This is a genomic window from Lachnoclostridium sp. An14 (assembly GCF_002160755.1).
GTDB lineage: Bacteria > Bacillota > Clostridia > Lachnospirales > Lachnospiraceae > Lachnoclostridium_A.
Genome location: NZ_NFLE01000005.1, coordinates 1 through 23,903 on the forward strand (window position 1 = coordinate 1; position 23,903 = coordinate 23,903).

Below are 23,903 nucleotides of genomic sequence, written 5' to 3' on the forward strand. Positions count from 1 at the left end.
ACCACAAGGATTTGATCTGCATTTTTGACGATGGAAAGGGTATGAGCAATCATTACCACAGTCTTTTTCTCTTTCAGCAGATTGGCGATGGCCTGCTTTACTGCCAGCTCGTTCTCGATATCAAGGGACGCTGTTGCTTCATCCAAAAGCAGGATCGGGCTGTTTTTCAGGATAGCGCGGGCGATGGAAATTCGCTGACGCTCACCGCCAGAGAGAAGGTTTCCATTCTCACCGGTCGGCGTATCATAGCCCTTTTCCATCTTGCGGATGAAGCCGTCACAATTAGCCTCCCGGCAGGCGGCCTCGATTTCCTCGTCCGTGGCATTGGGGCGGGCGTGCCGGATATTGTCCCGGATGGTATCGTCAAAGAGAAATACATCCTGGTCTACCATAGAGATTTGTTCCAGTACACGCTCTGCGGCCACATGGTTGATTGGTTTGCCGCCGATTGAAATGGTTCCTCCATCCGCCTCGTAGTATTTTGCAATCAGGTTCAGAATGGTAGATTTGCCGGAACCAGAGTCCCCGACAATGGCCGTGAGCTTCTGGTCTGGCACCGTAAAGGTGGCGTGTTTCAGAACCGGCTCTCCGGGTACATACGAGAAGTCCACACTGTCGAAGGTGATTTCATGGGTGGCCGTTTGAAGCGGCTCCATACTGCCAGTTTCCTCTGGTTCGTTCATCACACCCAGGATTTTGTTTTTGGAAATCATCAGGTTCTTATAACTTGTCAGGTCTACAAAAATAGAGTTTGCCAGCTTTGCACAGAACAAAGGCAGCATACAGATCAGAAGATAAGATACTGTATCCAGTGTTCCGGCAGCCCAGGGCGCATAAGCTGTCCAGATAACAAGCGGGCAGGACAGCCAGCTTAAAATGCCAAATCCAGCGCCGATAGGAAGGACTTTCGCTTCATACACAAAGCTGATCCGGCAGAACTCCCGCATGGCGCCTATAACGGTTTTATTCTTCAAACCACCTACGCCATAGGCCCGGAAAGTTTGAATACCAGACACATACTCTACAATGCTGCTGACATTCTCCGCACAAATATCATTCTTTTCTTTACCATACTTCCGAACCATACGGAAAGAAAGCCACAGTCCAGGGATCAAAAGCAGGTCGGCAATCAGCAGGATCATTCCGGCAGGCACATAAATGGTCATCACAAAAATAATCAGCATGAGCGAAAGCGCAAAATTCTTTGCCAGATCGCCGATCTTATGGGTCAGGATTTTTTCATAGTTGTTTACATCACTTGTGATGGTATTGATATAATCGCCGGTCTGTCCCTGGGTAAACCGGGACAGCGGGATACGCTTCAAATGGTCGCCCATAAAAAGCCGGATGTTTTTGCTGACCTCTGCGCCGCCAATCTGCGCTTTGGTATAACCATAGCTGTAAATCAGAATACGGAGCAGGAAAATGACCGCAATTACACCAGTCAATATCAATGCCCGGTTCATATCAAACTGCCCTGACCACAGAAGCTGCATGACAGAGTAAAGAAGCATGAACAAGCTGCCGGAAAGAAGCCCTTCCAGAACAGTCCCGCCAACGCCAATATAAAAATTGCAGTTCTTTTTCAATACATCATGGCCCAGGCCACCCTCTCTGGCTCCTTCAGAGCCATTCACCTTGTGCTCACTCATTCTGCTCGCCTCCCTCCAACCGATAAGTTATATTCCGAGCTGTTTCGTAGTCCTCCCACGCCTTCCGATAGTAAGCATTGTTCTTTCGGACTTCTTCATGGGTTCCGACACAGGTAATTGTGTGATTTTCAACTACTGCTACACGCTCGCACATCTTCAACGCGCTCAAACGATGGGCCACCACAATAACGGTCTTTCCCTTGCAGAGATTTTGAATGGCTTTGTCAATCTCCATCTGATTTTCCGGGTCAGAGGCGCTTGTGGCTTCGTCTAAAATCAAAATGGGGGCGTTCTTCAGGATAGCGCGGGCAATGGCAATCCGCTGTTTTTCACCGCCAGAGAAGCGGGAGCCGAAACTGCCCACCTTTGTGTCATATCCATTTGGCAAAGACATGATGAAATCATCAATCTGCGCCTCTTTTGCGGCGGCCCGCACTTCTTCCAGAGTGGCGTTACTGCCCATGCGGATATTTTCTAAAACGCTGTCACGGGTCAGGAAGGTCTTTTGGAACACAATGGCGATATTTTTCAGGATAGTATCATAATTGAGTTCCTTTACATTTTTCCCACCAATCAGCACTTCGCCTTGCTGCACATCATAGAACCGGGAGATCAGCTCAATCACGGTACTTTTGCCGGCACCAGACTGCCCTACAAGGGCCATACGTTCACCATCTTTAATTTTAAGATTGACGCCTTGCAGTACATCGGTCCTGCCGTCACGGCCCAGGCCGCTTTCTCTGTCTCCTTCGGAGCCATTCACCTTGTAGGAAAACCAGACATTCCGAAGTTCAATCTCGTGATTTTGGGGAAAGTCCGTTCCACCCTTGTAAATCGGAATATCCAGGATTTCTTTGGTCTTGGTCACAGCGTTCAGCACATTGGCAAAATTAGTCCCCAGTTCCTGCAGGGGGCGGATTTCTGTCAGATACATGGAACCTACATAGACGAACAGCAAAAAGGAGCTGGCCGCCAGCGAGCCTTTCAGGAAAAACATTCCGCCGATTGGAACCATCAAAAGCATCCCGCATTCGATGATAACTACGAAAGCTGCATAAGGCGGCCCCATGCGCCGGGAAGTTTCATTCCACATGGCGTTTTCTTCCTGAATAGCGTCTGAAAACTTTTGAAACGATTTGCTTCCCATGTTATAGGCTTTAATCAGTTTCATGCCGCTGATGTACTCAATCATAACCGAGTTCAGTGTGGTAATGGAGCGATTGGCCCGTTCCATCAGGTCATCCGTGTTGCGGAACATCATTCCCATTACAACAACAGCAAGGATTAGCGGAATCAGGGAAATCAATGCCAGAGGAATATTAACGGTCATCAGATAAAGAAAAATGACTACCGGCCCCACCAGATAGCACACAAGGTCAGGAAGATTATGGGCCAGGAACAGCTCCAGCTTTTCAATATCTTCATTCAGAACTGTTTTTATGTCCCCGGTGCGCCGTTCATTCAAGGCCCCCAAAGGCGCTCTGGCCATGTGTTCTGCAACCATGCAGCGCACTTTGAAAAGAGCGCCGTAGGCCCCTTTGTGGGCTGCTACGCCGGAACAGCCAAAGAGGGCAAATCGCAAAGTTACCGCCGCCGCAATCATTGCCACGGTCTGCACAACCAATTCCTGCGTGCAGGCATGATTGAATGTTGCGTCCATCAGCCGGTAAATTCCAATGTAAGGGACGATAATGCAAAGGCCGCTGACCGCCGATAGAAAAATCGCCAGGAACAGCCAGATTTTTTGCTCACCGGCCCAATGGAGCAGCAAAGCTACTCTGTTTTCTTTTTTCTGTTTCATAGATCACCTCTCCTTTCGTTGTCTTGACTCGACAAGTGGTTTGTGATATCCTCTGGTTAGAAGCTGCTAACCGTCATTTAATACAGTACGCTCGTATCGAACAACATGCAATAGGTTCCAGCGATGTTCGTCCGTTCCTTTCAAAAGTTCGTCCAATCGTTGCAAAAAGGAGGCGGTCTATTTTTATGTCCGAAATTATCGACAAGCTGTATACACCTCTTCTGATTAGTCATGGATTTATCCGCGATCCAGACAATCAGCAGTATGGTGATTTGGGGATATGCTGGAAACTTTCTCCCGAAGTTGGAGAAGGCACTTACTGGACTTATGGACAGAAAGACCTTTATGACATTAAGATACACAACTTTTCATTCCATGAGGATTTTATGTTGGAATTTTCTTTGCCGGAATGTTTGAGTATTACACGCTATGACTCGATTTCCGGTGAAGAACTATCTCCATACCGCAGATTGTCTGCTGGTTGTATCAAAACCTTTATTGGAGGCTACACACCCTATAAAGTATTGATCCATAAGAATATTCCGATCCGTTCGATTGGGATTGAGATTGCACCGGCGTATTATGAAGATTACCTGAAGAAGCTGTACCCGGAGGCGCAAATCAATCCAGTTGACGCTTTTCGGAAAATCGACCAGACTTCTGACTTTCCAGAAATGTCGCGGTTGCTCACAGAAATCAAAGACTATCGTGGGGAAGGGGTTGCCGCAAAACTTTTTTACGAGGGCAAAGTAGCAGAGGCCGTTTCCATGGTGGTTGAGTATCAAAAGAAACATCCTGAAAAAACGGCTCACAAGCTCTCGCAGCAGGATATAGAGAGTATTCAGACGGTTGCCTCGTATTTAAGTGACCATTACGCTTCGAATATTTCCCTGGAACGATTGACGCAGATTGCTTGTATGGGAACAACGAAGCTGAAGACCTGTTTTAAGAAATACTATGATTGCACAATCACCGAGTACATCCAGCAGCGGCGAATGAGCCAGGCAGAGTATCTGCTGGCATATACAGAGCTAACGGTAGGACAAGTCGCTCAAACAATAGGGTATTCTACATCAAGCCGGTTTGCCGAATTGTTCCGAAAGAGTACAGGTTTATTACCACTTGAGTATAGAAAAACAGCAAAGCGAAAATAGAATAAGCGCCAGAATTGTTTCCGACGCTTTACGGGTTTGATTTACTGATATGGTTCCTATGATTTTAAAGATAGATATTTGCAGCATTACAACCGGCTCACCATTTGAAATCGAAATGCAAGGGCCTGTTCTGTACTTTTTTCTTGAATTTCATAAAAAGCATGTGTATAATGCAACACATGAAAGGCTGTTTTAAATAGAAAAATCAAAGACAGTTCTTTTTTTGCCATATGGTTAGCGTTGCCTAACCATATGAACTTTCATTTGTGCCAAAAGGAGAGTGAACAGGATGGAGAAAGTCGCCATGGAACTGACAGAAGAACAATTCCGGTATCTGCGATTGCTTGACGGGCTGCAGGAGGATGAGAAATATACGGCAGCCGATTTAGCGGAACGGACCGGAGACAAGGAGCGGAATGTCCGGCGATATCTGGGCAGTCTTGTGGAAGAGGGATATTTACTTCCCAGAACCTATCAGATTACAGAGAAAGGAAGGAGGATCTTTCGCAAGCATCTTCGGTGGTGGCAGGGTGTTTACTGGTTTGTAGGCACCTGGGGGATAACCGGCGAGGAGGCGGTCAATCTGGCTGACCAGCTGTTTTTTACCGCTTCCAACCAGCTGTTGGAACATATCCAGGGAAGATATTCCATGGAGCAGATGCGGGGACACAACCAGGCCGAGATGGAGATTATCGACCACACGGATTTTTTTGGTCAGATTAAAAGCGGAATGTATAAGGAAGGTATCTGCCTTTGGGACCTGGAGGAGAACGGCGGATACTTCCGCGGGCTCTCTCCGGCCGGCAGATGGTTTCATCCTGAAGCGGAACTGATGATTGAACTGAAAAAAAGCTGTCTTGTACTTCACTGGCATAGTGAAGAGGCAGTGCTTTTGGAAGTATATTTTGATGTGTATGGAAAAGAACGCGTAAGAAAGCCGCAAGAAAATACGCTGCAGCTTCCCATTGATGCCTTTACCTTTATCCGGGTGCCGAAATATAAAATGCTGGAAGGAAGGCTGGAACTTAAGCTTCTTGTTTTGGAGCCGGAGGCAGACGGAAAAAAACAGCAAAAGGAATATAAAGCGCTGCTGGAGCTGCCGATGATTGCACAGCACTCTTGTGAGTATGAGAAGGAGGAGCAGGAGGAAGGATGAATACAACAGGGAAAATACAGGAAAATCAGGCAATGGATTATCTGATCGCTCTGGAGCAGAATGCGTCAAAAAAGCAGGATGGGCGCCCATCCATCCAGGAAGTGGCGGAGCAGATGGGAGTCCACCGGTCAACTGTATATCGTTTTACGGAGCGGTATATCAAAGCCGGCATCCTCGATTCGGACTACCGTCTGACGGAATACGGCTATGACTGGCTTCAGAACTGGAAGATAAAAAAACTTCGTCTGGAAAAATGGCTGGAACATTGTAAGATTAATAAGAACAGCATCGCCTATAATGTCAATATGATCATGGAAAACTGCACGGATGATTTGATCACGTCTCTGAGCAATTCAGTTCTGACCTGCCGGGGCTGCAAGTTTCATCCCAGCTCGGCTGCCTGCAACTGGTACAGTGTAAACGGCGAAAACTTCAAAGAAAAACTGGGACTGCATATGCCGGATGGGCGGTATGCCATTCCCTTCACGCTTTTAAAAGACAATGACCAGGAACTTTTGGAATTGTCCATGGCCCATCGGGGCTTTTTGCATCCGGCCGTGCTGGAAATCCGCGATGGGGAAGGAACCATCCATTTGACCCTCCGCATGATGGAGCAGCAGTCTGCCTCCGGGAAGTGGTTCCGGGGAGAAGCGGGAAGCGTCCGATATAAAATGGACGGGGAGTGGATGGAAGCTCCCTTGACAGAGGGAACCGCATTGCTGCCCATGTCTGCATTCTGGCTGTCCTACGAAGGGGAAGATTTTAAACTGATCCGTGGAATGACCAGCATCCGCTTTTCCTGTTCCTCCGGAATGGAAGCAATGGGAGAGCGTGAAGCTCTGATGCAGATTCGCATCCGCAGGGGATTGACATAGAAATGTAAAACGGCAAAAGTTTCATTTAAAATTCTAATATATAAATAAGTATAACTAATATATTTGTCGCAGCCCTGCGACATTGAAAACCCCGTAAATACAAGAATGTGAAGTTTTTGTGAACACAAAAAAAGACTGTTTTGACACGAATTGGTAAATCGGAAATATGTTTCAGCCCTTGCGACAACTGGAAAAAACGCGTTGACGCAAGGGCTCAAATGTGTTAAAAAAAGAGTTAGCCAAGGATAACCAGGATGAATTAAAGAATATTCGCAACTGTTCGTGCGACAGAACCGTTACCAGTATTCTTATTTTTAAGGACAAAAGTTAGCTAAAGCTAACCAAAGAGTATAAAGGGAAGGGCCAAACTATGAATTTTGAAAAAGCATTTCGTCAATTTCAAAAAAAGTGGAGACAGGGAAAATATAAATCACAGGTACAGAAAGGCTGTGTGGGCGTGGGGGCAGTCTGCGCGGTGGTGCTGATCGCCTATTTTATGCAGGCAAGACAGGATGAGCAGGCGATTGAAGTATTGCGTCAGATTCGGAATGAGGCTTCAGAGGAAGATAGTAATCCGGATATGGTATTGGGAGACCAGCAGATTTTGGCGCAATACCAGGAGCTGTTCATGCAGAATCCGGATTTAATCGGCTGGCTGACTATCGACGGCACCAGTATTGATTATCCGGTGATGTGGACGCCGGAAGATCCGGAGTATTACAGCCACAGAGGGTTTGACAAAGAGGACAGCAATAATGGTCTGCTGTTTATGGATGAGCTTTCCAGCGTGGATGAATTCGGCGGAAACGTAATTATCTACGGCCACAACATGAAAAACGGTTCCATGTTTGCGGATTTGCTGAATTATGAATCGGAAAGCTACTGGGATTCTCATAAAACGATTCAGTTTGATACGCTGACCGAGTCGAGGGTGTATGAAATTGCCGCAGTGGTAAAGTCCAACGATGTAGAGGAACTTCCTTTTGAATTTACAACAGCCAGAGACGATGGGGCGGAGGATGTGATTGAAAATATGGAAAGTGCTTCCTTGTATGACACGGGCGTGGATATGGCCTATGGGGACGATTTCCTGACCCTGGCTACCTGCGACTACAGCGTGGACGATGGCCGGCTGGTGGTTATGGCAAAGCGGATTCAGTAGAGAGGAGCGAAAGGATGGAGAGAACAGTCAGAAAAATCAGACGGAAAATCCTTTGCTATGCAGGTGCGCTGATTGCAGCCCTGATTCTGTCCGCACTGCCGGCTCGGAACGCGTTTGCGGCACAGTCTCCCGGAACTTACACTGTCACGGTAACCCCTTCTTACCGCGACCCAGTGACCGGAGATATTGAAGATCCGGGAAACAATGAGGCCATCGGACAGGGAATGACAGAAAACTTGTGCGGCTCCACCGGACTTTTGGAAGTAGATGAAAATGGAACTGCATATCTGACTGTCCGGTACTATCTGGATCAGTTTATCGGGGATGTGACGTTTGAGGAACGGACAAGCGGTTCCAGTTCCTGGTCCAATTTATCCTACACGGAAATGCAGAGTCAGAGCGGCAATTCTTCCGCAACGGATATTCATGATAAATACGGTTTTACCGATTATCGGATGCAGATTACGGATATTACTTCTACCTTCCGCGGGGGAGCCTATGTGGACCCCATGGGCCGGAGTGTCATCTATTACTTCCAGGCCTCAAACCCGGTAGCGGGAAGCGGAGACTTCATCACAAGCCTTCAGACCTTTGAGCTGGAAAATGAAACTGTGGCCCCGCAGACAGAGGCTCAGGAGGAGCTTTTGGAAGAGGAACCAATCTACGAGGAAGAAGCGTACGCTCCAGAAGAAGAGCTGGAGGAAAGCCGCTCTGCTGTACATTCCGTCAATGGCAGCGGAAATGTGGATGACCCTGTGACGGGAATACCAGAAAAGCCAACGGCAGGCAGCGGGATGACGGCGGCCGGGACAGAGGAAGGACTTTCTGCATCCACTGCGGATGATGAGGAGTATCATCTGGAAACCTCCTACGATTTGGCCTCGGTTTCCCTTCGGGAAGCGCGGCTTCTGACCGCACCCATGCTGGAGGAAGCGGTGGGCATCACCGGATTGACCGGTGATACGGATTTAGAAGATCTTACTTCGGATGATAGCGTAACCTGGAGTACGAACCAGATGATTATGGTGGTTCTGTTGGGGATATCCGGTATCCTGCTCCTTCGATTTACGTATGCTGCTGTGGTTCAAAGCAGAAGGCAGGCAGCGGCTGCCGCAAAAAAGGCAGATGACCGGAATGGAGAGACAGAGAAATGAGAAGGAAACAGAGGACTGTATGGATGGCCGCATTCAGCGCGGCGGCCCTGCTTTTATCCGGATGTGTGAACCAGAATGCTCATACAGCGGCGGCGGGGGAAGCGGACGAACTTCGGATTGTGGCGACCAGCCCTGCCGTGGTGGATATTATGGCGAGATTGGATATTGACCTGGTAGGAGTCCCAAATTCTACTTTATCGGAAATACCAGCCCGCTATGATGATGCTACCCGGACAGGGACGGCCATGGGGCCGGATATGGAAGTGATTAAGACGTTAAATCCGGACTGGGTGATCGGCCCCGCCTCCCTGCAGACGGATATGGAGCCAAAACTGGAAGCGGCCGGACTCAACGGAATCTTTTTAAACCTGGAAAGCGTGGAAGGACTGTATAAGAGCGTGGAGCAGCTGGGCGAGCTCTTTGGACGGCAGGAGGAGGCGCAGGAGATGATTGACGAGTTTTCCGCCTTCTACTACGAATACAGCCAGGTGAACGTGGACAAGGGAAGTCCCACGGTGCTTGTACTTATGGGCCTGCCAGGTTCCTATGTGGTGGCTACGGGAAAATCCTACGTGGGCAGCCTGGTGCGTCTGGCGGGAGGAACCAATGTGTATGAGGATGAGGAAACAGATTTTATCATCGCCAATACGGAAGACATGCAGACGAAAGCCCCGGACATTATTCTCCGGGCGGCTCATGCCATGCCGGAAGATGTGGTAAACATGTTTAAGGAAGAATTTGAAACCAATGATATCTGGAGACATTTCCGGGCAGTGGAGGATGGCTGCGTCTATGACCTTCCCTACGACCAATTTGGGATGAGCGCCAAATTCAATTTCCCGGAAGCCCTGGACACCCTGCAGCCGATGTTATATGGAGAGTAATAAGATGACAGAGACAATGACAGAGACAGCGACGGCGGAGAGCCGTATGACAAAGAAAAAGCAAAGACATACCGGTCTGTGGTTCCTGGTGATAATCCTGTTGTTTTTGCTCATGATTTACATAGCGGTCAATACGGGAAGCCTGAATGTATCCATGAGCCAGCTTTTCCGGGGATTGTTTGTGGCATATGATCCGGATGTGGCTACCGTGTGGGATCTCCGGTTTCCCAGAATCTTCATCGCCTCCCTGGGCGGGGCCGCTCTTTCCGTATCGGGCGTGCTGTTCCAGGCCTGCATGAAAAACCCCATTGCAGACCCGGGAATTATCGGAGTCAGCGCCGGCGCCAGCTTTGTGGCCGTGCTGATCGCAGGATTGTTCCCTTCCCTCTATTTCTTTACACCCCTTTTATCCTTTGCGGGAGGAATTCTGGCCTGTGGTCTGGTCTATCTGCTGGCTTTTAAAGGCGGATTGAACCCCTTGCGGGTGATCCTGGTGGGAGTGGCGGTAAACGCGGTGTTCACCGGATTAACCCAGGCGTTTAACTCTATGACTGGCGGGAGTTTAAGCGGCGTGGCTTCCATTGCCAATGCCAACATCTCGCAGAAGACCTGGGACGATGTCTATATCATCACCGGATATGCGGTACTGGGACTGGTGCTGGCCTGGATGAGTTTTTATCAATGTGACCTTCTCTCTTTGAGCGATCAGACGGCCCGGGGTCTGGGAGTCAATGTAACGATGACGCGCATCGGCGTATCGCTGATTGCGGTGGTGCTGGCCAGCATTTCCACAGCGGAACTGGGGGTAGTGTCCTTCATCGGACTGATTGTACCCCATATTGCAAGAATTCTGGTCGGCTCCAGCCATAAGATTCTAATCCCCTTTTCTATGATTGGAGGAGCGTTCCTTATGCTGTTGGCGGACACCCTGGGACGGACCATTGCAGCGCCCTATGAGATTTCCGCCTCCATTCTGCTTTCAATCGTAGGAGGCCCCATGCTGATTATTCTGATTCGAAGGAGTGAGAAGACTTATGGAGTATAGCGAAGATACGGTAATGGAGACCAGAGGCCTGACATTCTCCTATGACGGCGAACAGAATATCCTTGAAAACCTGGATTTTGCCATTCTGGCAGGGAAGGTTACCGTTTTAATGGGAGCCAACGGCTGCGGTAAATCTACCTTATTTAAATTAATGACCAAAAATCTCTACCCCGATGAAGGCTCCATCATTCTGGAAGGGGAAGACATTGATGAAATGCGTCTGAAAGACTTTGCCAAAAAGGTGGCTATCGTCCATCAGAATAACACGGCTCCGCCGGATCTTACGGTAGAACGCCTTGTAGGATACGGACGGACGCCGTATCTGGGGGCCTTCCAAACGGCCGGCGGTCAGGAGGACGAAGAAGCGGTCGAATGGGCGATGGAAATCACCGATGTAAAAAAGCACCGGAATAAAAGTGTGGCGGAATTGTCCGGAGGCCAGCGGCAGCGGGTTTGGATTGCCATGGCCCTGGCCCAGATGACGGATGTGCTGTTTTTGGATGAGCCCACGACTTATCTGGATATCCGGTATCAGATTGAGATTCTGAAGCTGGTGCGTGATCTAAACCGGGAATACGGCATCACCATTGTCATGGTTCTCCACGATATCAATCAGGCCATGGAATATGGAGACATTTTCGTCGGGATGAAGGATGGCCGGATTGTGGTGGAAGGAGATCCAAAGGAAGTGGTAAGCGCAAAGATCCTGCAGGAACTGTATGGAATCCGGCTCCCGGTGGCGGAGATTGATGGACGCAAATTTGTGATAACCGTATAAGCGGTCAGAAAGGGCAGAATATGGAAAAGACTCTGATTTTATATGAAGGGAAATACGGGCATTCTGAGAAAACGGCGAAGATTCTCAGGGACTCCCTGCCGGATGCACGGTGTCTTCCGGCAGCGGAGGCGCCGGAAGGCCTGGATGATGTGACGAACCTGTTTCTGGTATTCGGTTTCTTGGCCTACGATACGGCCCAGGTGCTGAAGCCTTATCTGAAGGCACATCAGGAAGAGTTAAAGGATAAATTTATTGGCGTTGTGGGCGTGGGACTGGCGAAACAGGCGCTTCCCGCATTTTTAAAGATTATCCAGGAGCCCATGGGACGGGAAGCGGATGGGAGCTGGTTTGTCATGGGAGGATACCGGATTGAGCAGCTGACGCCGGAGGATAAGGAACTTCTGGAGGAGTTTTGGGGAAAGAGAGGGGTTCCGTTAACAGATCAGCTTCATTTTCAGGAGGAGAATGTGAGATGTATTGCAGAGGAGATTCGGAAAAAGCTGGAATTATGACAAGACGCCTTTTTCAAAAGAGGGAATGTCCCTGATAAAACAGGGATTCTAATCCAGCTGCTTCACCAATGGCGGCAGCATTGCCGTAAATCTGTAGTCGCGAATACAGAAAAGGGTGGTGCAAAGCAGTGTTTTGATGAAACTTTACAACTGAATAAAGCTGCGGAGACATGGAGGCCGGCGGCGTAAAAAAACGCTATGCGAAAGAACATGGCAGCATCCTGAAAGCGGATAGCAAGACAATTTTTTATTCCCCTTGGAATGGGGAGGAAAGGAGTTCTTTATGAAAACTTTAAAGAGATTCGCAGCAGTGGCAATGGCAGGAGCTATGATGGTTGGTGGAGCGATGACCTCTATGGCAGCAGAAACGAATTATTTTTATGTTTATGAAAATGGCGTTTTTGGGCCGGCAAGAATGGGACAGGATTGTGTAGAAAGCGTAACCGTAAGAGGCAGCAGGGTTACCATGAACCTTCAGGATGCTCAGTATGGTCCATATGCAGGGAGAATCACAAATGCGTTTGTGGATGCTGATAATGATATGGTTTATGATGAGGGGGAAACGGTCCTTTATAATGAAACCTCAAATGCAATTGTTTACAATCAGAATCAGCTTAAAACAACAGTTGAGGATGAGGAGTATGCTAATTTCTGCATTGTTGTAACTATCGTTGATAGTGAAGATGCGCCGGTTTATGAGCATAATCCGCAGAGCGTTTATGTGCCGATGCAGTAATTGCATTTTACCTAAAGCGTTCGTGTGATTGATTTTAGGGGAATGGGCTGAAAGACTATCAGCCCATTCCTGAATATTGTATAGTACTTCAAATATTTTTTTGAATTGCATTTATTGGCACAAAATTTTTAACTAATTATGTATGTTTAGAATCGCCTTGTTAAAAATTAAGTTTGCTATCATTTTGGAAGAATAAGCGTTAAATTATAAAAAGTTTACTTGATTGGTAGGGTGTGATATGAAAAACAAGCAATGGTTTATCTTTATTTTTGTGGTACTGTTGTTGGTCCCTATGTATTCATTTGCAACAACAAAAAATGCGAATAATATTCAAAATACATCAGAGACAAGTCTGGAATCATATGTTCCAATAAAAATAAGTAATGGAAAATTGGATAATGTAGGGTTTAGTGCGTATTCTCACTACCGTAACCAAATTGGTGAGATGGCTAAACTGCAAGAGGAAGATGATGGCTATCGTATCTCAATAAAAATTGGAACTTATAGCTGTTTGGATTTAATACAAATTATAAAACCCGAAAAATCTAACGAAGTATTAGACATTGGATTAAATAAATTTCCATTAGGTTCATATAATAAAAAAGAAGAATTCGAAGATATTTTAACATTTGACGAGACTGTAAACGAATATTATTTACCGGAAGAAGAAGTAACCATCGAATCATATAATCACGAGAAAGATACAGGCTTAATAAGCTTTCATATACCGGATTTGAATACACCCCTGATATTGCGTACATATTCAGCGGAAGGTGATTATTTTGCAATTAATCAAGTCCTGCAAATATCTGAAAATGATATTTTCCAATTTAATGAAATAACGGAAACAGAAGATTCTTTTAATGCACTATGGATGGGATATACAGGAAATACTCCAACAGTGAATGCAGAATTAGCAAGTAGAAACGGGACGGTGACCAATGGAAGTAATCTATTTGATATAGGTTTTGATAAAGATGTGACTGTAAAAAGAACTGCGGATGGTTCTATACAGGTAAATATTAAAGTTAATACTTTAGAAGGAAACAATAAAATTCAAAAAATCGAAATTGATAAAAAACATCCTACTGAATCAAAAGATGATACTTTATTTCTTGATTTTGGAGACATTTTGAATGATTATTGGGCAGAATATGAAGAAGTGCCTATTCAAAATGGAAGTATAACATTAACATATACTTCTTTTGAAGATATGGCTATGGGAATTGCTTTAAGAGTCACAACAGCAGAAACAGAAGAGGCAAATATCGGAATGGATGAAGCATCACAAGAATATTGGTTTTCATCCCTGTATATTACACCTAAAAAAATGAAAATCAACAAATTACAGTTACAGATGGAGATGTAAAATTTACATACTGGGACAACGATTTCCCAGAGGGAAGTCAATTTACTGCTGATGAAGTAAATCGAGATTTTAGAGATACACAGTTCAAAAGTTACACGACATTTGCAAAAGATTATAGAGTGTATGCATTCTCTGTTTTGGATGAAAATGGAGAAGAAAAAGATGCATCTCAGTTAGTTAATATAGAAGTACCAATCCCAGAGGAGTGGAATTTAGACCGAGTATATGCTATTACCACAGATGGAGTTAATATTGCACCTGCAAGGCCAGGAGACCGACTAGATAGAGAAAACAGAACCTTTACATTATCATCAGTATCGAAAAATACTTTAAATGGAAGCTTGTTGCTATATGACGCTGGTGAAGCAGAAGATTTATCAAAACTACAGAAGGGAATTTATCAATGTAAGGTAACAATTGCCAATAAATCAGATCCATTACAGACATCCATGGCTAATGAAGCATTTTCTTCAACGCCAGCATATCTTGAAATTGGAGAAAATGGAAAAATTTCTTTATACGCCGAGGTGGGAGGGGTAAATTTAGGCGGTCAGTTCGGTTACGTAAGCAATATGTTTACTGGAAATATTGACCAGGATGACAAGCAGGAAGTAACTTACTTAGCTTATCAAACGGAAAATGGAGAGCCTATTTGGGAAACTGATTTACAGACTTATTCTGCACATAATATTAAGCGTGTTTGTGTAGAATTGACAAATCCCTTGCCGGAGGATTCCAATTATCCTTATGCTTATCAAGTCGGGTTTTATGTCCCTATTATGGATGGTATGACAGGTGGTACACCCGGAAGCGGCACTGGTGCGCAACCGGCATATTTACGAGTAAGTGATATAGAACCTGCTTCCGATGGAGTTAATCCTTTAAATACATATGATCGTTCTGTGGCTAAAGTATCACTTGACAATGCAATATATTATCAAAAAACGGAGAAATTGTCAGAAGAAAAATCATTATATGTTAATAATGCAATTAAGCAAGCAGAAGAGGAAATTACAAAGTGGGAAGATGATGTAGAAGAAGACGAAATTTTAAATGTTTGCCATTCTCTTCAAACCGCGATGAATTCTATAGCGCTAAATGAAGGACGCTATCAAATACCATTTTTGGAAGAGTCAGATTTAAAGGATTTCGAAAATGCGGTAGCAGTAATAGAAGACGGCATGATGACAATATCTTTAAGAAGAACAGATAGCAGTAGATTGCCTGAAATAAAATATTGCTTAGAGTATGGAGAACCATATAGTGATGTGATATATTCCGATGATGAAACAACGGTCACATTTACTTTCCCGTATACAGAACGGTCTTTAGTTTTGATACTTGGCGAAGAAATTTGTGATATGGCAATGGACTTTGAAAATGCTGTACTTCTCAGTGCAGATATGTCTGCGCTGAAAAATTTGCTGGAGGAAGCCAATGAAAAACTCGAAAATAAAGATAAGTATACGGTTAATACAGTTGAAACTTTAGAAATAGAAATTCGAAAAGCAGAAACTTTGTTAACTGATTTAGATGCTGAACAAGTAGCGGTGGATTCTCAAGTCAATTTATTGAGACAATCCATAGACGGCCTCAAAGAAAAGGCATCTGACGACCAGCTGACAGAGTTAAGCCAGTTAAAGCGTGAAATCGCTGCCGCTATTAACGATGAAACGTATACTTCCGCCAGCCGCGCCGAACTAAAAGAATTCTACGATGAGCTGACCGAGTCTACCGCTGATACGGACAATATCAGTACGGAAGACTACGAACAATATGTTCTCTCCATTGAAGCCGCAATGGCAGCACTGGAGGAAGCGACCGACGACCCGGATGATGATCCGGACCATAGTTCCGATAATCAAGTGCTTTCTCTGGTGGAGGATTACCGTTCCTGGCTGGATGAGTCTGACTTTACAGCTGACAGTTGGGCTGCGTTTTCAGAAGTACTGGATGCGGCGGAGGCTCTTTCCCAAAACGAGCTGACAGAGACAGAAATACAGGAAGAAATTGATAAAATTCTGGAAGCCAGAAATGGATTAATCTATCAGACGAATTATGAAGACCAGATTGAAGAACTGGCCGCTTATCTGGATGAAGTGGAAGCGGATGTGGAAAGTCAGGGATTCCCGGGCTACATTGGCTATGATTCTCTGGTTTCCGCGATAGCCGCGGCAGATTATGGCGTTGCAAGAAACTTCTATTTATCTGAAAACCAGATATTGGCATTGAAGGATTCCGTAACATTCCATTACGATGCCCTGCTGGAAGAAGATAATATAGAAGAGGAAGCTGCTAATTCCATTATGCTGCTTGAGAACTATATTCCGGAAGTCATCTTAGATGAGGAACTGGTGGAAGCGGAAGAAGTTCCGGAGGAGCTTGACGCTGAAAAAGAAAGCGCGGCAGAAGAATCTGAGAGTTCCAGCGTGACAGAAGAAAGCTCCAGTGCAGCCGAAGAGAGTACCGGGGCGGCGGAGGAAAGTACTACAGCTGCCGAAGAAAGCACTAGTGCGGAGGAGAGCACTGATGCGGCTGAAGAGAGCTCCAGCGCAACAGAAGAGAGCACCGAGGCAGTAGAAGAGAGTTCCAGCACAGCTGAAGAGAGTACCAGTGCAGCGGAAGAAAGTTCCGACGCGGAGAAGGAGACTTCCGGTTCTGCAGAAGAGAGTACCGGTGAAACGGAAGCGGATTCCAGTGCCGATGAGGAGACGGCGTCCCCAGATAAGGAAGATTCTGCGCCGTCCCCGGAAGAGAATCGGGAAGAGAAAGAACCCGCTCAGGAGGAAGAAAATATTTCAGAAGACAGCCTTGACAGCGCCGAAGAGTCCGAAGATGTTTCCGCATCCGATTCGGATGAAGAGGATAATAGCAGTGAAGAAGAGGAGGTAACAGAGAAGGAAGAAAAAGCAGACAAGTCCGATGAATCGTCGCAGGCTCTGACCGTAGCCACCATATCCCCGCATATTACATACCGGGTAACTGCCGCAGCGAGCCGTTCCAGCGATTACGAGGATGGAACCTATTATGTGGATTATGACCTGTGGAAGTGGGATGACGACAGCCTGTCCATGGGAAATGCAGCTCTTGACTATGGCGACCAGTTGGGACGGATGATCCTGGACGATGGAACCTGGACCTTATATATTCATTTCAATCAGCTCCAGTATGATGGAATCGTGGGTGAGCTGAAGGAAATGAAGCGGATGGTAAATATTAAGCAGACCAGTGATGGCTTAGATTATGACACCAGGGATGCGGAATATCCGGAAATCATTGAAGATTATCCATCGGTTCTCGGATTTACCACAAGCCAAAGCGAAGAATATATTCCCGTTGAGGTCAATGTGCCTCTCATGACGGCCGGCCCGATTCAGGTAGCCCGCCTGATTGTAGACTGGGACAGCCTGGATTATATCAACGGCTCTACGGACATCAATTCTTCCATGGATTTGAGCAAGATTGAAGACGCGATGGATGAAGCGGAGCGCCTGAAGGAAGCGGACTATACAAGCTGGTCCTGGCAGGTAGTAGAGGACAGCCTGAATGCTGCTGAACAGATGATCCGAAATGAATGGGCAACCCAGGCAATGATTGACACAAGAGCGGAGGCATTGGAAGCAGCGATCGATGCACTGGTTCCGGTAGCTGGAAGCAGCGACAAGCTGAAGTTAAGCGATGCATTGCTGGAAGCTTATATCATTGACGAGGCCGATTACAGCAGCAATGCCCTCCTGGAAATAGGAAGAGCAAGAGAAGCAGCAGAAGCACTGGAAAATGCCGATGATGTAACGGCTCCTATGATTGAGACTGCAATCCGGGAGTTGGAAGAGGCCCTGTCAAGAAGCGGAACGGGAAGCGGAGAGGATTCAAATGACCCGGATGACAGCTCATCTGTTCGTTATACCACTCTCCAGAGCTTGATTCAGCTTCTGGAAGGGTATGACAGCAGCCAATATACGGCCTCCAGCTGGAAAAATCTGCAGACGGCATTGGAAAGTGCGAAAGAGGTGCTGGAGTCAGCCAAAGACGGACAGGCAACTCAGGATGAGGTTGATGACCAGGTACAGCTTTTGAAAGATGCCCGTTCGGAATTGGTATTAACTTCCGGAGGCGGAAACTCGAATGAAAATCTGGTGAATTTCAAATATTTGAATTCATTGATTTCAAGAGCTAAAACACTGCTTTCTATGACCAGTTCCTATACGGAGGCTTCACTGAGAAATCTGCAGACAGAGTATGATCTGGCACTCGTTATGCTGGACGATGAAGACGTTACACAGGAAGATGTGGACGAACAGAAGGAAAATCTCCGTTCGGCCATTAATTCGCTGGTAGCTGCTTCAGGAACAAGCACTGTAGACGACACGTCTGATGCAGAAGATGACGATACGGATGATTCCGGCAGCAATGAAGATGAAGGCTATTATGAGGTGGATGTGGACCTCTGGCATGCAACATTGAACAAAGCATCCATGGGAGACCCCGCAGTCAACAAAACTGCATATGTCCATATCGACGAAGACGGCGATATCACTATGCGGTTAGTTACCAAAAAAATGACCACCAGCGGTATTACCACCCACCTGTATGATTTCTATTATTATGAAGATGGGGACTATGAGGAAGCTGAGTTAATCTCATCTGAGAATAGTAAATGGATTTTCGAATTCCCGTTGCCAAATGATAACGACAAATATTATAAGTGCAAAGTGGACCCCAGAGTAGACGTAATGGGCGATGATCCGGTAAAAGCCAGATTGAAAGTGGACTGGGATTCTTTGGATGAGGTGGATGAAGACGACTGGGATGACCTGGAGGGAGATGTAGATGACGACGATGATGATACAACGTCTTCAACTACCTCCAGTACCTCCAGTAACCCCACTCTTCAAAGCGGTGAAACTGGAATCCGCATCTATGGAAATGTGGGAGGTCCCGGAATCGTTCTGGAGGTTGTCAAAAAGGAAAATGGCGCAGAATATGATATGACCCACGGTTCTATCAGTTCCCTTGTTAATCAATTTGTCCTTTATGATGTCAAATTAAAATCCGGAACTGGTTATGTGCAACCCACAAGCTCTGTAACCATGCAAATCCCTATTCCTACCGGTTATGATACCAGCAAGCTGGTGCTTTACCGGATCGGAGAGGATGGAAGCTATACGACCATAAGTGGAAAAGTGAATGGAAGCTACTATGAGGCGACCGTGGATCACTTCAGCCTTTACGCATTGGCGGAGAGCAATCAGGTAACAGAGACCGCTGCTTCATCGGGAAATGATTCCTCTTCAAGCGGAAGCAGCAGCGGCGGCAGTTCCAGCCGTACCAGAACGACTTCTTCACGGACAAGCAGCAGAACCAGTTCTGTACAGAGCAACAGCTCAGACACGTCTGGAAATCATGTAGCTGCTGGGCGGGAGATTCCCTATACGGGCGATCCCATGCCGGTGAAAGAGTTAGCCGGAGTTGGATTCCTGGCAGCTGTGATATGTCTGGGAACGGTGCTTCCGGATCTTAGAAGGAAGCTGGAATCCAGAAAGCAGCAGGAAGAATAAGAACGGAATTACAAGGTTGACGGACGCTGCCCTCTATAAGAGGGCAGCAGATCCCGTCCCGGAATCCTTCTGGTATTCCGGCAAAAACCGCATAAGACAGGAATGTTGCCCCAAATGCAGTTGTTGCCGGAGCCTCAGAACGAACGAGCAAGATGAGAGAGGAGAAATGATATTTATGAAACGAATAATCAATGGAGTTTGTGTTGTGCTGGCGTTTATCTGCATTGGACTGGGCTGCATCGGTATTGTCCTTCCGATTCTGCCAACGACACCGCTGTTTCTGCTTGCAGTCGTTTTGTTTGCAAAAGGTTCCAAACGGTTTCACCGTTGGTTTTTATCCACCGGTCTCTATCAGAAATATCTGGCCGACTTTGTGGCCACCCGTTCCATGACGAAACGGACAAAGATTCGGATTCTGGCCTTTGTGACCGTGCTGATTGCCATTGGATTCTGGTTCTCTCCGGTTTTTGCAAAGGTCATCCTGGCAGCTGTGCTGCTGTTTCACTATGCCTATTTTCTCTTTGGAATTAAGACCATTGATGAAAAGGCAGATAAGGTAAAGAACCGGGAAATCCGGGTCGAATGAGGTTCTGCTATGATAAAAAAACGACTGCTCGCGCTTATGGCGGAATCAAAAACATATATCATTCAAAATATTTTCTGGCAATGGCTGGGGCTTTTGTCCTCCATCATAACCATGGGGACGGCAGGTTGGCTCTTTCAAACCGTTTGGGACGGCTTCATATCCTTGTCTGATTGCCTGCCAGCGGCCATTGTCATCGTTCTTTGCATCGGCCTGCGGGCTTACTGTTCCCGCCGGGCATCGGCAGCTTCTGCCAATGCGGGAAACGATGTAAAACAGGAACTTCGCCAGCGCCTTTATGAAAAGCTGACTCGTTTAGGTTCTTCCTATCACGAAAAGGTTCCCACGGCCGAGGCGGTCCAGGTGGCTGTAGAAGGAGTAGAGCAGCTGGAAGTATATTTTGGAAAATATATTCCTCAGCTGTTTTACAGTATTCTGGCGCCCATTACCTTATTTGTCGTTCTCGCATTCGTCAGCCTGAAAGCCAGCCTTGTTCTTCTCATCTGTGTCCCGCTGATTCCTCTGACCATCATGGGAGTACAGAAACTGGCAAAGCGGCTTTTGGGCCGGTACTGGGGAATCTATACAGAGCTGGGAGACAGTTTCCTGGAAAATCTTCAGGGGCTGACTACATTAAAAATCTATCAGGCGGATGGGAAAAAGGCAAAGGAAATGGATCAGGAGGCGGAGCATTTCCGAAAAATCACCATGAAGGTTCTGATGATGCAGTTAAACTCCATCATTGTGATGGATGTGGTGGCTTACGGCGGAGCGGCTCTGGGTATGATCGCGGTTTTGCGCGAATTTGCCTCCGGCACGGTTTCTTTAGGCGGCACCGTTACCATGATTTTGCTTTCCGCGGAATTCTTTATCCCCATGCGGCTGTTGGGCTCTTTTTTCCATATTGCCATGAATGGCATGGCGGCATCCGACCGCCTCTTTGCTATCCTTGATTTAGAGGAGGGACAGGCAGGGGAGGAATGTCTTGGGAATGGCCCTGCGTCTGTCATATTCCGTGATGTATGCTTTTCCTACGACGGGGAGAGGCAGATTCTGGATCAGGTGTCTTTTCAGCTTCCGGAGAATGGACTCATTTCCCTGGTGGGAACCTCCGGCTGCGGAAAGAGTACCATTGCCGGTCTGCTCACCGGCCGAAATCGGGACTATCGCGGAACGGTTTGGATTGGAGGAAAGGAATTGTCACGGATTCGGGAGGACAGCCTGCTGTCCCACGTGACAATGATATCTCACAATAGTTATTTGTTTAAGGGAACGGTCCGAGAAAATCTTCTGATGGCAGCTCCCATGGCGACCGAAATAGAGATGGAGACCGTACTGAAAAAAGTAAACCTGTACGAATTTCTGAAAAGCCAGCGAGGTCTGGATACCGAACTGATGGAGCGGGGCAGCAACTTTTCTGGCGGCCAGTGTCAGCGGCTGGCTCTGGCCAGAGCTCTGCTGCACGATACGCCCATATACATTTTTGATGAGGCTACTTCCAATATTGATGCAGAAAGTGAAGAACAAATTATGGAAGTGATTCGGGAGTTGTCCCAAAACCACTGTGTTCTCCTTATTTCCCACCGTCTGGCGAATGTGGTGGACTCCCGGAACATTTACGTGCTTTCCGGTGGTCGGCTCACGGAGGAGGGAACCCATAACGAACTGATGGGGAAAAAGGGAATCTATGCAGCCCTTTATTCGGAGCAGAATATACTGGAATCCTATGGAAGCGGAAAGAAGGTGGAAGCATATGCGTAGGCCGGGAATCGTCATTATGGGAAAGCTAATCGGATTAATCCGGCCGCTGGTCTTTTTTATGGTGATTGCCGTGATGATGGGAACGGCAGGGTATCTGTGTGCGTCGTTCCTTACTATAGCGGGCGCCGCCGGGGCGTTGATGGCATTGGGACAGCCTTTGCCGGCCATTTTTCCGCACACATTTCGCGGTATCTTCCTGCTGTTAGTCTGCCTGGGAGTTCTTCGGGGAGTTCTCCACTACTTTGAGCAGGAATGCAATCATTATATCGCGTTTAAGCTTCTGGCCATCATCCGGCATCAGGTATTTGCGGCTCTGCGCCGGCTCTGTCCGGCAAAGCTGGAGGGAAAAGACCGGGGAAATCTGATTTCATTGATTACCAGTGACATCGAGCTGCTGGAGGTCTTCTATGCCCACACCGTTTCTCCCATTGCCATTGCCTTTCTGACCAGTCTGATTATGGTCTGCTGGATCGGAAGCTTCCATCCTTTGTGCGGGGTACTGGCTTTGGCAGGTTACAGCACGGTGGGGATTCTTCTTCCCCTATGGAATGGAAAGCGTGGAGCGGCAGCGGGCATGGCGTATCGCCAGCAGTTTGGCCGGATGAACAGTTTTATCCTGGACAGCCTCAGAGGTCTTCAGGAGATTCTCCAGTATGGGCGTCAGAAGGAACGGCTGGAGGAACTGAAGCGGGAGTCAGGGACCCTTGCAAAAGAAAATGCGCAGCTGAAACGTCATGAAGGAGATTCAGCTGCAGCCTGCGGCGCCTGCATTTCCCTGTTTTCCTTTGCCATGCTTTTTCTCAGTTTATGGCTGAATACCCGCGGCAGCTTAAATTTTTCCGGTATTGTCCTGGTTACAGTATCCATGATGAGTTCCTTCGGACCGGTTACGGCCCTGTCTAATTTATCCAACAACCTGAATCAGACGCTGGCCTGCGGAGAACGGGTCCTTTCTATTCTGGAGGAAACTCCTCAGATCGAGGAAATCCAGGGAATGGAACCGGTGATTTTTTCCGGGGCGGGCTGTCAGGATGTGGAGTTTTCCTATGGAGAAGAAAAAATCCTAAATCAGGTCGGCCTGGATATCCCAAAGGGCTGTATTCTCGGGATTCATGGCCGCAGTGGTTCCGGGAAATCCACGCTGCTGAAACTGTTCATGCGTTTTTGGGATGTACAGGCCGGAAGTGTCCAAATTTCCAGGCGGGATGTGAGAAACATCAATACTTCCAATCTTCGCCAGATGGAAAGCTTTGTCACCCAGGAAACGGTCATTTTTCACGATTCCATCGAGGCCAATATAGCGGTGGGAAAACCCGGGGCAACCAGGAAAGAAGTGATCCGTGCCGCTAAGAAAGCATCCATTCACGACTTTATTCAGACACTGCCCAAAGGTTATGACACGCTGGTGGAAGAACTGGGGGACAGCCTGTCCGGAGGGGAGAAGCAGCGCATCGGCATTGCCAGAGCATTTCTTCATGACGGTCCTTTCCTTCTTTTAGATGAGCCCACCAGCAATCTGGACAGCTTAAATGAGGGAATCATTTTAAAGGCCTTAAAAGAAGAAAAGGAAGAGAGAACCGTGCTTTTAGTATCGCATCGTCAGTCCACCATGAATATCGCGGATCAGGTTTATGAAATGGATGAAATCCGTGTGTCGTAAAGGGGGGGGGGTACACATGAAAGGCTGGAAATCTACAGGTAGAATCGAAAGAGGAAAATACAA

The 23,903-nt window shown here is 47.1% G+C and carries 17 protein-coding genes; 15 read left to right on the plus strand and 2 right to left on the minus strand.

Translation table 11 applies throughout. The features are described from left to right. Nucleotides 1–1,652: ABC transporter ATP-binding protein (locus B5E84_RS04265; RefSeq protein ID WP_087219708.1), on the minus strand; the 1,652-nt coding region annotated here is incomplete at its 3' end. Further along, on the minus strand, nucleotides 1,645–3,453 hold the full coding sequence (locus tag B5E84_RS04270; RefSeq protein ID WP_087219711.1) for an ABC transporter ATP-binding protein: 1,809 nt from the start codon (nucleotides 3,451–3,453) through the stop codon (nucleotides 1,645–1,647). The genes B5E84_RS04265 and B5E84_RS04270, both read right to left, overlap by 8 nt. Nucleotides 3,454–3,638: 185 nt before the next feature. On the opposite strand from B5E84_RS04270, the gene B5E84_RS04275 reads away from it, so the two are divergent. From B5E84_RS04275 to B5E84_RS04345, 15 genes are all read left to right on the plus strand, one after another. Continuing rightward, the gene (locus B5E84_RS04275) at nucleotides 3,639–4,607 is read left to right on the plus strand and encodes an AraC family transcriptional regulator (protein WP_015545078.1); all 969 of its coding nucleotides are present in this window, start codon (nucleotides 3,639–3,641) and stop codon (nucleotides 4,605–4,607) included. A 289-nt stretch (nucleotides 4,608–4,896) separates the two neighbouring features. Then, nucleotides 4,897–5,763 (plus strand): helix-turn-helix domain-containing protein, encoded by an 867-nt coding sequence (locus tag B5E84_RS04280; protein WP_087219713.1) that lies wholly within the window; start codon nucleotides 4,897–4,899, stop codon nucleotides 5,761–5,763. Then, on the plus strand, nucleotides 5,760–6,638 hold the full coding sequence (locus B5E84_RS04285; RefSeq protein WP_087219716.1) for a helix-turn-helix domain-containing protein: 879 nt from the start codon (nucleotides 5,760–5,762) through the stop codon (nucleotides 6,636–6,638). Before B5E84_RS04280 ends, B5E84_RS04285 begins: the two co-directional genes overlap by 4 nt. Before the next feature lie 370 nt (nucleotides 6,639–7,008). Beyond that, nucleotides 7,009–7,800: a class B sortase gene (locus tag B5E84_RS04290; RefSeq protein ID WP_015545076.1), complete on the plus strand. Its 792-nt coding sequence runs from the start codon at nucleotides 7,009–7,011 to the stop codon at nucleotides 7,798–7,800. Between the two features lie 14 nt (nucleotides 7,801–7,814). After that, nucleotides 7,815–8,954, plus strand: coding sequence for a heme-binding Shp domain-containing protein (locus tag B5E84_RS04295; RefSeq protein WP_087219719.1), 1,140 nt, complete (start codon nucleotides 7,815–7,817; stop codon nucleotides 8,952–8,954). Further along, nucleotides 8,951–9,838 (plus strand): heme ABC transporter substrate-binding protein IsdE, encoded by an 888-nt coding sequence (gene isdE / locus B5E84_RS04300; RefSeq protein WP_087219722.1) that lies wholly within the window; start codon nucleotides 8,951–8,953, stop codon nucleotides 9,836–9,838. The genes B5E84_RS04295 and isdE overlap by 4 nt, the downstream gene beginning before the upstream one ends. A gap of 46 nt (nucleotides 9,839–9,884) precedes the next feature. After that, nucleotides 9,885–10,883, plus strand: a complete 999-nt coding sequence (locus B5E84_RS04305) for a FecCD family ABC transporter permease (protein ID WP_087220040.1) — start codon at nucleotides 9,885–9,887, stop codon at nucleotides 10,881–10,883. Continuing rightward, complete coding sequence (locus B5E84_RS04310; protein ID WP_087219725.1) at nucleotides 10,873–11,661, plus strand: ABC transporter ATP-binding protein; 789 nt, start codon at nucleotides 10,873–10,875, stop codon at nucleotides 11,659–11,661. Before B5E84_RS04305 ends, B5E84_RS04310 begins: the two co-directional genes overlap by 11 nt. A gap of 20 nt (nucleotides 11,662–11,681) precedes the next feature. Beyond that, nucleotides 11,682–12,173 (plus strand): hypothetical protein, encoded by a 492-nt coding sequence (locus tag B5E84_RS04315; RefSeq protein ID WP_087219728.1) that lies wholly within the window; start codon nucleotides 11,682–11,684, stop codon nucleotides 12,171–12,173. Nucleotides 12,174–12,456: 283 nt separating this feature from the next. Beyond that, complete coding sequence (locus B5E84_RS04320; RefSeq protein ID WP_087219731.1) at nucleotides 12,457–12,909, plus strand: hypothetical protein; 453 nt, start codon at nucleotides 12,457–12,459, stop codon at nucleotides 12,907–12,909. A 238-nt stretch (nucleotides 12,910–13,147) separates the two neighbouring features. Further along, nucleotides 13,148–14,278 carry a hypothetical protein gene (locus tag B5E84_RS04325; RefSeq protein WP_087219734.1) on the plus strand — a complete coding sequence of 377 codons (1,131 nt, stop codon included), beginning with the start codon at nucleotides 13,148–13,150 and terminating at the stop codon, nucleotides 14,276–14,278. Between the two features lie 119 nt (nucleotides 14,279–14,397). After that, the gene (locus tag B5E84_RS04330) at nucleotides 14,398–19,836 is read left to right on the plus strand and encodes an NEAT domain-containing protein (RefSeq protein ID WP_143469170.1); all 5,439 of its coding nucleotides are present in this window, start codon (nucleotides 14,398–14,400) and stop codon (nucleotides 19,834–19,836) included. Nucleotides 19,837–20,011: 175 nt separating this feature from the next. Next, nucleotides 20,012–20,422 (plus strand): YbaN family protein, encoded by a 411-nt coding sequence (locus tag B5E84_RS04335; RefSeq protein ID WP_087219740.1) that lies wholly within the window; start codon nucleotides 20,012–20,014, stop codon nucleotides 20,420–20,422. Between the two features lie 9 nt (nucleotides 20,423–20,431). Continuing rightward, a complete protein-coding gene (locus tag B5E84_RS04340; protein ID WP_087219743.1) occupies nucleotides 20,432–22,180 on the plus strand; it encodes an ABC transporter ATP-binding protein/permease in 1,749 nt (582 codons plus the stop codon). Then, a complete protein-coding gene (locus B5E84_RS04345) occupies nucleotides 22,173–23,840 on the plus strand; it encodes an amino acid ABC transporter ATP-binding/permease protein (protein WP_087219745.1) in 1,668 nt (555 codons plus the stop codon). The genes B5E84_RS04340 and B5E84_RS04345 overlap by 8 nt, the downstream gene beginning before the upstream one ends. Nucleotides 23,841–23,903 lie beyond the last annotated feature (63 nt).

What these genes read in the sequence shown, in the direction of transcription:
- B5E84_RS04270 (WP_087219711.1), bottom strand. Translation starts at nt 3,453, where the DNA reads ATGAAACAGAAAAAAGAAAACAGAGTAGCTTTGCTGCTCCATTGGGCC.
- B5E84_RS04275 (WP_015545078.1), top strand. Translation starts at nt 3,639, where the DNA reads ATGTCCGAAATTATCGACAAGCTGTATACACCTCTTCTGATTAGTCAT.
- B5E84_RS04280 (WP_087219713.1), top strand. Translation starts at nt 4,897, where the DNA reads ATGGAGAAAGTCGCCATGGAACTGACAGAAGAACAATTCCGGTATCTG.
- B5E84_RS04285 (WP_087219716.1), top strand. Translation starts at nt 5,760, where the DNA reads ATGAATACAACAGGGAAAATACAGGAAAATCAGGCAATGGATTATCTG.
- B5E84_RS04290 (WP_015545076.1), top strand. Translation starts at nt 7,009, where the DNA reads ATGAATTTTGAAAAAGCATTTCGTCAATTTCAAAAAAAGTGGAGACAG.
- B5E84_RS04295 (WP_087219719.1), top strand. Translation starts at nt 7,815, where the DNA reads ATGGAGAGAACAGTCAGAAAAATCAGACGGAAAATCCTTTGCTATGCA.
- isdE (WP_087219722.1), top strand. Translation starts at nt 8,951, where the DNA reads ATGAGAAGGAAACAGAGGACTGTATGGATGGCCGCATTCAGCGCGGCG.
- B5E84_RS04305 (WP_087220040.1), top strand. Translation starts at nt 9,885, where the DNA reads ATGACAAAGAAAAAGCAAAGACATACCGGTCTGTGGTTCCTGGTGATA.
- B5E84_RS04310 (WP_087219725.1), top strand. Translation starts at nt 10,873, where the DNA reads ATGGAGTATAGCGAAGATACGGTAATGGAGACCAGAGGCCTGACATTC.
- B5E84_RS04315 (WP_087219728.1), top strand. Translation starts at nt 11,682, where the DNA reads ATGGAAAAGACTCTGATTTTATATGAAGGGAAATACGGGCATTCTGAG.
- B5E84_RS04320 (WP_087219731.1), top strand. Translation starts at nt 12,457, where the DNA reads ATGAAAACTTTAAAGAGATTCGCAGCAGTGGCAATGGCAGGAGCTATG.
- B5E84_RS04325 (WP_087219734.1), top strand. Translation starts at nt 13,148, where the DNA reads ATGAAAAACAAGCAATGGTTTATCTTTATTTTTGTGGTACTGTTGTTG.
- B5E84_RS04335 (WP_087219740.1), top strand. Translation starts at nt 20,012, where the DNA reads ATGAAACGAATAATCAATGGAGTTTGTGTTGTGCTGGCGTTTATCTGC.
- B5E84_RS04340 (WP_087219743.1), top strand. Translation starts at nt 20,432, where the DNA reads ATGATAAAAAAACGACTGCTCGCGCTTATGGCGGAATCAAAAACATAT.
- B5E84_RS04345 (WP_087219745.1), top strand. Translation starts at nt 22,173, where the DNA reads ATGCGTAGGCCGGGAATCGTCATTATGGGAAAGCTAATCGGATTAATC.